Below are 9,525 nucleotides of genomic sequence, written 5' to 3' on the forward strand. Positions count from 1 at the left end.
GGCCGCCCCAGGCCGCCGGCCGGCCGCTACCTCGTGCGCGGCTGGTTGAAGCGCAGCATGTTGCCCGACGGGTCGCGGAAGGCGCAGTCGCGCACCCCGTAGGGCTGGTCCATCGGCTCCTGGAGCACCTCGGCGCCGGCCGCCCGCAGCCGCTCGAAGGTGGCGTCGCAGTCGTCGGTGCGGAAGATGACACCGCGCAGCAGGCCCTTGGCGAGGAGTTCGGCGGCGGCCCGGCGGTCGGTCTCGGAGGCGTGCGGGTCGGCCAGCGGGGGCTCCAGGACGATCTCCACGCCGGGCTGGTCGGGCGAGCCGACGGTGACCCAGCGCATGCCCTCGAAGCCGACGTCGTTGCGCACCTCGAAGCCGAGGACGTCGCGGTAGAAGGCGAGCGCCCGGTCGTGGTCGTCGACGGCGATGAAGCACTGCGCGAGTTCGATGCTCATGCGCGTCACGCTACGGGAGCGCCGGGGCCGCCGTCCCGCCGGGCACCCTCGGCATCCTCGGCACCCTTGACCCCCTTCGTCCCCTTGGCCTCCTTCGTCCCCTTGCCGTCCTTGGCGTCCTTGGCCTCCGCGCGGCGCACCGGGCGGGTGCGGACCTTGGCGATGCAGGCCGGGATCGCCGCGCCCGGCTCGTGGTCGCCGGCCCGGTAGGCGCTGGGGCTCTGCCCGACCAGCTCGGTGAAGCGGGTGCTGAAGGAGCCCAGCGAGGTGCAGCCCACCGCCATGCACACCTCGGTCACGCTCAGGTCCCCGCGCCGCAGCAGCGCCTTGGCCCGCTCGATCCGTCGGGTCATGAGGTAGCTGTACGGGGTCTCGCCGTAGGCGGTGCGGAAGCTGCGCGAGAAGTGGCCGGAGGACATCAGCGCGGTACGGGCCAGCGCCGGCACGTCCAGCGGCTGCGCGTACTCGCGGTCCATCCGGTCCCGGGCCCGGCGCAGCCGCACCAGGTCGTCGAGCGGCACCCGGCCCGCCGGGGTCGCACGGGAGGACGGCGGCACGGGCGGGGACGGCGGCACAGGCTGCGGCGTTGGCGCCGACGGGGGCGGGGGCGTGGACGGGGAGGACACACCGGCCACCGTACCGAGCGCCGCCGACAGTCGCCGTCCCCCGCCCGGCGCAGCCCGCTCGCGCCCGCCCCGCCGCGCCGACCACCCTGGAGGGACGGCCGGGCGGCGGAGAGGACGGCAGGGGTGGACCGCAAGGATCAGCAGCCCGCCGCCCCGCGCGCCCCCGCCAACCGGACGGTGGTGCTCGGCGTGCTGGCCGCCACCGCCGCCGTGCTGCTGGTCCAGGCGGCCAGCGGCACCAGCTCCCGCCTGGTGCTGCTGCTGGTGTTCCTGCCCGCGCTGATGGCGGGTCTGGGCACCATCGCCCAGACGGTGGCCGTCTCGGTGTGGGTGACCGCCGTGGTCGTGCTCCACTCGCTGGTGGTCCCGCCCGGCGACCTGCCGGCCCGGCTGGGCACCCTGGTGGGCGTGGTCGCCGCCGAGGCTGCCGTGATCGGCCTGTGCGCGCGGCGGGTGCGGCGCGAGCGGCAGCTGTCGCGGATGCGGCAGAGCGCCGTCGCCCTTCAGCGCCAGCTGCTGCGCCCGCTGCCCGTCACCACCTCGGACGTGCGCCTGGACGGGCTGTACCGGCCGGTGGAGGAGGACGCCATGGTCGGCGGCGACCTGTACGACGTCGCCGAGACCCCGCACGGCACCCGGGTGCTGGTCGGCGACGTCCAGGGCAAGGGCCTGCCCGCGATCGGGACGGGCTTCGCGGTGCTGAGCGCCTTCCGGGAGGCGGCCTTCCGCGAGGCGCGGCTGCCCGCCGTCGCCGACGCCCTGGAGGCGGCGGTGGAGCGGCACAACGCGTACGCGGTGCAGAGCGGCGAGCAGGAGCGGTTCGTCACCGCCACCGTGCTGTGCGTCGGCGGCCCGGACGGGAACGGCACCGGGAACGGGAACGGGAACGGCGAAGGGGCCATGACCGGAGAAGGGGACGGCTCCGCCACCGAGGTACGGGCCGTCAACTGCGGCCACCTCTCCCCCTACCTGCTGCACGCCGACGGCCGCGTGGAGCCCGTCCCCCTGGAGGCCGGCATCCCGCTCGGCCTCGCCGCCCTGGCCGCCCCCGGCGAGCCGCGCCCCGTGCGGCGCTTCGCGCTGCCCGGGGACGGGGTGCTGGTCCTGCTCACCGACGGCATCACCGAGGCCCAGGACGCCTCCGGCACGTTCTACCCGGTCGAACAGGGCCTGGCCGACCTCGCCGCCACCCCCGCCGACGCCCTGCCCGAGGCCCTCGACCGGCGGGCCCGGCGCTGGAGCGGCGGCCACAGCCGCGACGACGTCACCGTCCTCGCCCTGCGCCCCGCCCCGTAGCCGCCCCACCCGCAGCTCCGCCCCGTAGCCGCCGGACCCGGGCCCGTCGGAGCGGTACGGGCCCGCACGGGGCGCATGAGGCCGTACGGGGGTCGCATGCGGATCGCACGGGGTCGTACGGGCCCGTTCGTGGGGCCGTCCGACCCTTGACCCCCGGCTGCGGGCTCCACCTGCGGCGATCTAGGGTGCAGACATGATCCCCACACCGATATCCGAGCCCGAGCCCGGCCCGCTCGACGGCCCCACGGACGACTTCCTGACCGACCCCGCCCAGGCGCTGCGGGTGATGATGCAGGGCAACGCCCGGTTCGTCGCGGGCAACCCCGAGCACCCCAACCAGGACGCCGGGCGCCGCGCGGCGCTCGCCCCGGCGCAGCGGCCCTTCGCGGTGCTGTTCGGCTGTTCGGACTCCCGGCTGGCCGCCGAGATCATCTTCGACCAGGGCCTGGGCGACCTGTTCGTGGTGCGCACCGCCGGGCACGTCACCGGTGCGGAGGCGCTGGGCAGCATCGAGTACGGGGTGAGCGTGCTGGACTGCCCGCTGGTGGTGGTGCTGGGCCACGACTCCTGCGGTGCGGTGGCGGCGGCGCTGGAATCCCTGGAGCAGGGGCAGCTGCCGGGCGGTTTCGTCCGGGACGTGGTGGAGCGGGTGACCCCGAGCGTGCTGTCCGCGAAGGCGGCGGGCATCGAGGACAGCGACGGGATCGTGGACGAGCACATCCGCCAGACCGTGGACCTGCTGGTGGAGCGCTCGCAGGCGCTGGCCGCGAAGGTCGCCGAGGGGAAGGTGTCCGTGGTGGGCCTGTCCTACCGGCTGCGCGACGGCCGGGCCCGGCTGATCGCCGCCCGGGGGCCGGTGGGCTGACGGAGCGCCCGCCGCGGCGGGCCTTGCCGTCCTCGGGAGCCGCAGGACCTGCGGGACCTGCGGGAACGTGATGTCCGATCACCGCCAGCGGCCCCGGCCGGGCCGGGGCAGAGTCGGTGACCGCAACGATTCCCCATCCCGAGGACGGCAGTTCCCGTGCACAAGGTCATCGATCTCAAGGTTCTCTACTTCGGCACCCCGGTGGTGCTGATCGGATCCCGCAACGAGGACGGCAGCGCCAACCTCATGCCGATGTCCTCGGCGTGGTGGCTGGGGCAGTCCTGCGTGCTGGGTCTGGGCGACAGCTCCCAGACCGCCGCCAACCTGCGGCGCGAGGGCGAGTGCGTGCTCAACCTGCCCTCCTCCGCGCAGGTGGACGCCGTGGACGCCCTCGCGCTGCTGACCGCCGCCCCGCAGATCGCCGAGTACCGGCTGAAGCAGGGCTACCGCCACGAGCGGCGGAAGTTCGCCGCCGCCGGCATGACCGAGCTGCCCGGCGAGCTGGTGCGGGCGCCGCGTGCCGCCGAGTGCCCGGTGCAGCTGGAGTGCCGGGTGGAGTCGGCGACGGCGCTGACGGGCGGCGGGCGCACCGCCTTCGAGGTGTCGGTGGTGCGCGCCCACGTCGAGGAGAGCCTGCTGGTGCCCGGCAGCGACCACTACGTCGACCCGGTCGGCTGGGACCCGCTGATCATGAAGTTCTGCGAGTTCTTCGGCGACGGGCGGCGCCTGTCCCCCTCCCGCCTCGCCGAGGGCTGGCAGATGCCTGGGCGGCTGCCCGCCGCCGTGTGACGGGACGTCCGCTCAGCCCTCGGGCCGCCGGCTCAGCCCTCGGGCCGCCGGTTCACGGCCGCGCTCCTCCGCTCACGGCGCGACGGTCGCCCCGCAGGAGTCGCACACCCGCGTCGCGGGCAGCTCCAGGAAGCAGGTCGGGCAGATCGCCGGCGGGCGCGGCGGGGCGGCGACGGCGGCCTTGCGCTCCACCGAGGCGCGCAGGCGCGGGGCCAGGGCGGGCGTGCCGCCGTCGGCGGGCAGGTCGGCGCCGAAGTGCCGGTAGCAGGCCAGGCGGGCGGCGGCCGCGTGCTGCTCGCGGTCCATCTCCGCGGCCACCGGCGGCTGTCCGGCCACCGCCAGCACCTCCTGGTAGCCGGGGCCGACCCGGCCGTCCGTGGCGTGCACCACCAGGGCCGTCAGCGGCGGGTCGCCGCGCCGGTGCGCCTCGCGGATCACCAGGGACAGCACCTTGCCGATCCAGTGCCGCTGGTTGACCCGGGTGCGTACCCCGGAGGCCTCCTGCACCGCCTCGGCCAGGTCCGCGTAGCTGATCACCGCGTGGTAGCGGCGCGCCACCTCCACCAGGGCGGGGTAGGCCGCCCGGGTCCACACGATGTGCGCCTGGGTGGCGCCGACCGCCGCGCCGTCCGACACCCGCCAGTAGCTGTGCTGCTCCGTCATCCGCCCGCCCCTGTCCGTCTTGTCCGTGTCTGTCCTCCGCAGTCCCCCGCCGCAGCGAGGCTACCCCGCCCCGGAACGGCACCCTCGGGCGGGGCCTCGCCTCGGACGGGGCTTGACTTCAAGTCCTGTTGAAGTCGTGGAATGGGTGCCGACCGCAGCCGTACGGGCAACCCCGCGGTCGATGCCCCGCCCGTACGGACCCGTACCGGGGCCGGGGCCGCCGTCTTCCCGATCGTGCCGACGGCGGCCCCGGTCCCGGGTCCTCCCGTCCCCCCGTCCACGCTGCGGCTGTGAGACGGATCACGGTTGAGGTTGACCTCGGGTCAGGGTGCAGGCTCCCCTCATCGGGCCCGACGACCACGCGGGCCCCACGGATACGAGGGGGCAGCATGTCCACCACCCACCACTCCACCCACCACGCCGGCCACCACCTCGGCCACGGTCCGGACCGCCCGGAGCTGCGGCGGGCGATCGAGGAGATCGCCGAATCCGGCTTCCTCGGGGTGCAGGTGCGGGTGAACGACGCGCACGGCGAGTGGGTCGGCAGCGCCGGGGCTCGCGAGCTGGGCCGCGAGGGCAGGCCGCCGGCCGACGGGCACTTCCGCGTCGGCAGCGTCACCAAGAGCTTCGTCGCGACCTCGGTGCTCCTGCTGGTCGCCGAGGGCCGGCTGGCCCTGGACGACCCGGCCGGCGACCACCTGCCCGGGTTCGGGCTGGACCGGCGGATCACGGTGCGGATGCTGCTGCAGCACACCAGCGGGATCTTCAGCCACACCGGCGAGCCGGCGGAGGACGGGACGTTCGTGCCGGGCGTCCCGTGGCGGGGCAAGGAGTGGGTGGACGCCCGCTTCCGCACGTACCCGCCCGAGGAGCTGGTGCGGCTGTCGCTGTCCCGGCCGGCGCGGTTCGCACCGGGGGCGGGCTGGAGCTACTCCAACACCAACTACGTGCTGGCCCGGCTGGTGGTCGAGCGGGTCGGCGGCCGCCCCTTCGCCGAGGAGCTGCGGCGACTGGTCCTGGAGCCGCTGGGGCTGACCGGCACGGTGGCGCCTGGCGCCTCGCCGGAGGTCCCCGCGCCGCACGCCCGCAGCTACTACCGCTACGAGGACGCCGGGCGGGAGCGGACGCTCGACGTCACCCGCCACGACCCGTCCTGGGTCGCGGCCGGCGGCGACATGATCTCCACCACCCGGGACCTGCACACCTACGTCTCCGCGCTGCTCGGCGGCAGGCTGCTGCCGCCCGGCCTGCTGGCCGAGATGCGCACACCGGAGGCGACGGTCGGCTACGGACTGGGGCTGTTCGCCCAGGAGAGGGAGGGCGGCACCGTCTTCCACCACAACGGCGCCACCATCGGCTCGGCGGCGCTGATGTACGGCTCGCCGGACGGCGGCACGACCCTCACCGCCGGGCTGAACTACGTGGACGACGCCGACGTGTCCATCGCGGCGGCGTTCCAGGGCGCCCAGCGGCGGCTCGTCGACGAGGTGTTCGGCACCGGGCCCGGCCCCGCGGCATCCGGTCGTACGGCATCCGCTCGTACGGCAGGCTGAACGGATGACGAACGGATTCGGCGGAGTCACGATCGGGCAGGCGGCGGCGTACGTCGGCGTCACGGTGAAGACGGTGCGGCACTACCACCGGCAGGGGCTGGTCGACGAGCCGCAGCGCGACACCTCCGGCTACCGGCGGTACGGGTCGGCCGAGTTGCTGCGGCTGGTGCAGGTCCGGACGCTGGCCGCCGCCGGGGTGCCGCTGGCGGAGATCGGGCCGCTGCTCGACGCCGACGGCGAGCGGTTCACCGCCGCCCTCGCCGACGTGGAGCGGCGGCTGGACGAGCGGATCGCGGAGCTGACCGCGCGCCGCGACACCCTGCACCGGCTCGCCGACGGCGACCGGGCCCTGCTGCCCGACCGCGCCTGCGCGGCCCTGGAGCGGATGCCCGGGCTCGGCTTCGGCCCCGACTACGTGGCGGCGCAGCACGAGGCCCTGGTGCTGGCGCGGGCGCTGGTGCCGGAGGGCTTCGACGGCTTCCTGGCCCAGCTCGAACACCGCCTGGACGACCCGGAGTTCGTCGATCTGGCCAGACGCGGCCAGGAGGCCGAGGCCTGGGCGCCGGACGATCCGAGGATCGAGGAGCTCGCCGCCGCCATGGCCGACCGCTGCCTGGCCAACCCCGCGCTCCTGGGGGACCCCGACAGCCTGCGCGCCTGGGCCAGGGCCTCCGTCCAGTACCGCCTGATCGACCGCCACCGCGACGACGAGGCCCCGGTCTCGGCCCGGCTGACCGCCCTCACCGAGGCCAGGCTGCGCGCCGCCGGCATCCCGGCCCCGCACCGGTAGCGGCCCCGGCCGGGCGCGCACGGGAAGTCGGCCCGCCCGACTTCCCGCGCACCGGCACTACCGGCGGTGCTCCACACCCCGGCCGCGAACCCACCACCCGAACGCACGAGAAGTCGACCCCGCCGACTTCCTACGCCGCTCGGCCGCCCCGCTCGCCGACCGACCCGCCGCGGTCAGCGGCCCGGCGGGCGTCCCGGGTGCCCCGGGCGGGGCTGCGGTGCGATGGTGATCAGCGGGTGGAAGTGGGCGAGTTCGGCGGGTTCGTCGACGGGTTCGCCCTCGGCCTCGATCCAGGCGTGGGCGCGGAAGGGGGCGGTGCGCACGCCCGTGCGCCAGGTCGGTCAGCTGCCCCGGGTCCGGCACAACAGGGCTGCGGCGATGGAGCGTTGAAGACAGCCCTGGCCGGCGCAGCGCATGCTGAGCGCGACCACGGCCTGCCGGGCGGTGAGGGCCTCGGCCCGGCGGGCGGTGGGGGCCGGTTTCGGCGGGCCGTGGACGAAGTGGCGCCGACCCGTTGGGTGCCGGGCGGGGCTTCGCCTATGTTCGGCCCATGGTGGACGCATGTTTCGGGCACCCGCGGCTGGCCGCGGTCTACGACCCGCTCGACCCGGACCGCGGCGATCTCGACGCCTACCTGCGGATGGTGCGGGAGTTCGGGGCGCGCCGGGTGCTGGACATCGGCTGCGGCACGGGGGTGTTCGCGCTGCTGCTGGCCGGGCGCGGGGTCGAGGTGGTCGGCGTGGATCCCGCACTGGCGTCCGTGGAGGTCGCGCGGGCCAAGCCGGGCGGCGGGCGGGTGCGGTGGATCCACGGTGACGCCACGCAGCTGCCGCCGCTGCGGGTCGACCTGGCGACGATGACGGCGAACGTCGCCCAGGCCGTCGTCGGTCCGCGGGACTGGCAGGGGACGCTGCGGGGGGCCTTCGGGGCGCTGCGGCCCGGCGGGCGGCTGGTCTTCGAGACCCGCGACCCGGCCGCGCGCGCCTGGCAGGAGTGGACCCGTGGGCGTTCCCGCCGGGTGACGGACGTCCCGGGGGTCGGCTCCGTCGAGAGCTGGGTCGACCTGACCGGGGTGCACTGGCCCTTGGTGTCGTTCCGGTGGACGTACGTGTTCGCCGCGGACGGGCAGGTGCTGACCTCGGATTCGACGCTGCGTTTCCGGGAGCGGGAGGAGGTCGAGCGGGATCTGGCCGCCCACGGCTTCGTGGTGGAGGAGGTCCGCGACGCGCCCGACCGGCCGGGCCGGGAGTTCGTCTTCGTGGCCCGGCGCCCGTGACCCCCGTGAACTCCGGCGGTCTTCCCGCGAGCCTCCGCGATCCGCTTCCTCGGCCGGGCGGCGGGCGCGGCCGACGGATCAGGACCCCTGGGCGCCGATCTTCCGGTTGGCGAGGCGGATGAGGTCCTTGGCGAAGGCGCGGTGGACCGAGGGGACGACGACCGCCATCGCCAGGTGTCCTGCCCGGTGCTGGAACTCGAAGCGGCGGAAGGACGTCAGGACGCCCGTCGCGTTGACCTCCCTGACCGTCGCCAGGTCGCGCCACGCGACCGCGTCCCGGACGCCGCCGAGGAGGTCGGTCACGGCCACGCCGTCCTCGTGCAGGCGGCACTGGCGGATGCCGAGCCGCCCGGCCGCCCAGCGCCAGGCGAAGGCGAGGCCGTAGACCGCCAGGACGATCGCCACCACGATCGCGGTCTTGATCACGGCGTTGTCCGGCCGCATCACCACCAGGCCGACGAGCAGCACCAGGCAGAACACCAGGACGAACCGCCGCCCGAGCTGCCAGAGCAGCCCGGGGACGCCGATGACGGAAGCACTGCGGTGGAGCGCACCGAAAGTGGGCTGCCTGACCTGCCTTGCCATGCCGATTCCCTGTCCCGGTAGCGGAGTTGAGCGGCGTGATCGCCGACTTCCCGCGCCCACTATCGGGGAGCGCCGGACGGCTGGCAAGTCGTCCGGCGGCGGGTGGGCGCCACCGGCCGCCTCCGGGAGCGGACGTCGATCCGCCGGACGGGGCCCGGAGCTCGTCGCGGAGGGAGGGGTCCGCCTGCGGGCGGGGCGGCAGGCGCCGGGCCCGGCCGTGCGCGTGTGAGAAGTCGACCGGGCCGACTTCTCACACGGGCTCGTCGGATCCGGAGTCAGGGACGGAGGGTCCGCCCCTGTGCCGGGCCTTCGACGGGCCTTCGACGACGGTGAGGTGGGCGGCCTTGCGCCAGGCGACGAGTTCCATGTGCTGGGTGAACGGGGAGGCCCGGATGAGGTCCTTCCACTCCTCGATCGGGCAGCCGTACTTCTTCTCGATGGACGGGAAGCAGGAGGCGGGGCCCTTCACGGCGGCGATGGCCACGAGCGTGGTCCTCTCGAAGAAGTGCGGTGGGGGGGGGGGGGGGTGTGGAGGGCGCCCCCCCCCAAAAAAAAACCCCCCCCCCCCCCAACAAAAAAAAAACACACCCCCCCCACCCCCCCCCCCACCCCCCAAAAACACCCCCCCCACCCCCCACC

At 75.3% G+C, this 9,525-nt stretch carries 12 protein-coding genes and 1 pseudogene; 6 read left to right on the forward strand and 7 right to left on the reverse strand.

The window, feature by feature from the left end; all coding sequences use genetic code 11:
* Positions 1-26: 26 nt before the first annotated feature.
* The gene (locus tag ACFWJ4_RS23545; RefSeq protein WP_380353322.1) at positions 27-443 is read right to left on the reverse strand and encodes a VOC family protein; all 417 of its coding nucleotides are present in this window, start codon (positions 441-443) and stop codon (positions 27-29) included.
* Between the two features lie 5 nt (positions 444-448).
* Positions 449-919: a helix-turn-helix transcriptional regulator gene (locus tag ACFWJ4_RS23550; protein WP_380546723.1), complete on the reverse strand. Its 471-nt coding sequence runs from the start codon at positions 917-919 to the stop codon at positions 449-451.
* 273 nt (positions 920-1,192) lie between these two features.
* Between ACFWJ4_RS23550 and ACFWJ4_RS23555 the strand changes: the two genes are divergently transcribed.
* The 3 genes from ACFWJ4_RS23555 (at position 1,193) to ACFWJ4_RS23565 (ending at position 4,019) form a co-directional block, all read left to right on the forward strand.
* A complete protein-coding gene (locus ACFWJ4_RS23555) occupies positions 1,193-2,365 on the forward strand; it encodes a PP2C family protein-serine/threonine phosphatase (RefSeq protein WP_380546699.1) in 1,173 nt (390 codons plus the stop codon).
* Between the two features lie 286 nt (positions 2,366-2,651).
* Positions 2,652-3,230 carry a carbonic anhydrase gene (locus ACFWJ4_RS23560; RefSeq protein ID WP_359906652.1) on the forward strand — a complete coding sequence of 193 codons (579 nt, stop codon included), beginning with the start codon at positions 2,652-2,654 and terminating at the stop codon, positions 3,228-3,230.
* A 156-nt stretch (positions 3,231-3,386) separates the two neighbouring features.
* A complete protein-coding gene (locus ACFWJ4_RS23565; protein ID WP_380546701.1) occupies positions 3,387-4,019 on the forward strand; it encodes a flavin reductase family protein in 633 nt (210 codons plus the stop codon).
* Between the two features lie 72 nt (positions 4,020-4,091).
* Here the strand turns inward: ACFWJ4_RS23565 and ACFWJ4_RS23570 are convergent, their stop codons facing one another.
* Positions 4,092-4,682, reverse strand: a complete 591-nt coding sequence (locus tag ACFWJ4_RS23570) for a hypothetical protein (protein ID WP_359906603.1) — start codon at positions 4,680-4,682, stop codon at positions 4,092-4,094.
* A 389-nt stretch (positions 4,683-5,071) separates the two neighbouring features.
* Here ACFWJ4_RS23570 and ACFWJ4_RS23575 point away from each other — a divergent pair, with 389 nt between their 5' ends.
* Together ACFWJ4_RS23575 and ACFWJ4_RS23580 are read left to right on the forward strand one after the other, a co-directional pair.
* A complete protein-coding gene (locus ACFWJ4_RS23575; RefSeq protein ID WP_380546703.1) occupies positions 5,072-6,235 on the forward strand; it encodes a serine hydrolase domain-containing protein in 1,164 nt (387 codons plus the stop codon).
* Between the two features lie 4 nt (positions 6,236-6,239).
* Complete coding sequence (locus ACFWJ4_RS23580) at positions 6,240-7,025, forward strand: MerR family transcriptional regulator (RefSeq protein WP_380546705.1); 786 nt, start codon at positions 6,240-6,242, stop codon at positions 7,023-7,025.
* 173 nt (positions 7,026-7,198) lie between these two features.
* On the opposite strand, the gene ACFWJ4_RS23585 is transcribed toward ACFWJ4_RS23580, so the two are convergent.
* Together ACFWJ4_RS23585 and ACFWJ4_RS23590 are read right to left on the reverse strand one after the other, a co-directional pair.
* Positions 7,199-7,315: a hypothetical protein gene (locus tag ACFWJ4_RS23585; RefSeq protein WP_380546725.1), complete on the reverse strand. Its 117-nt coding sequence runs from the start codon at positions 7,313-7,315 to the stop codon at positions 7,199-7,201.
* A pseudogene (locus ACFWJ4_RS23590) lies at positions 7,310-7,588 on the reverse strand (lasso peptide biosynthesis B2 protein); the annotation flags it as partial. The gene ACFWJ4_RS23585 and the pseudogene ACFWJ4_RS23590, both read right to left, overlap by 6 nt.
* Here ACFWJ4_RS23590 and ACFWJ4_RS23595 point away from each other — a divergent pair.
* Positions 7,576-8,301 (forward strand): class I SAM-dependent methyltransferase, encoded by a 726-nt coding sequence (locus ACFWJ4_RS23595; protein WP_380546707.1) that lies wholly within the window; start codon positions 7,576-7,578, stop codon positions 8,299-8,301. The pseudogene ACFWJ4_RS23590 and the gene ACFWJ4_RS23595 sit on opposite strands and share 13 nt — an antisense overlap.
* 78 nt (positions 8,302-8,379) lie before the next feature.
* On the opposite strand, the gene ACFWJ4_RS23600 is transcribed toward ACFWJ4_RS23595, so the two are convergent.
* Together ACFWJ4_RS23600 and ACFWJ4_RS23605 are read right to left on the reverse strand one after the other, a co-directional pair.
* A complete protein-coding gene (locus tag ACFWJ4_RS23600) occupies positions 8,380-8,886 on the reverse strand; it encodes a hypothetical protein (protein WP_380546708.1) in 507 nt (168 codons plus the stop codon).
* A gap of 250 nt (positions 8,887-9,136) precedes the next feature.
* Entirely contained in the window at positions 9,137-9,370 is a 234-nt protein-coding gene (locus tag ACFWJ4_RS23605; RefSeq protein ID WP_380546710.1) for a DUF4287 domain-containing protein, read from the reverse strand.
* Positions 9,371-9,525: the final 155 nt, after the last annotated feature.

It is taken from the genome of Kitasatospora sp. NPDC127067 (genome assembly GCF_042724755.1).
Taxonomy (GTDB): domain Bacteria; phylum Actinomycetota; class Actinomycetes; order Streptomycetales; family Streptomycetaceae; genus Kitasatospora; species Kitasatospora lactacystinica.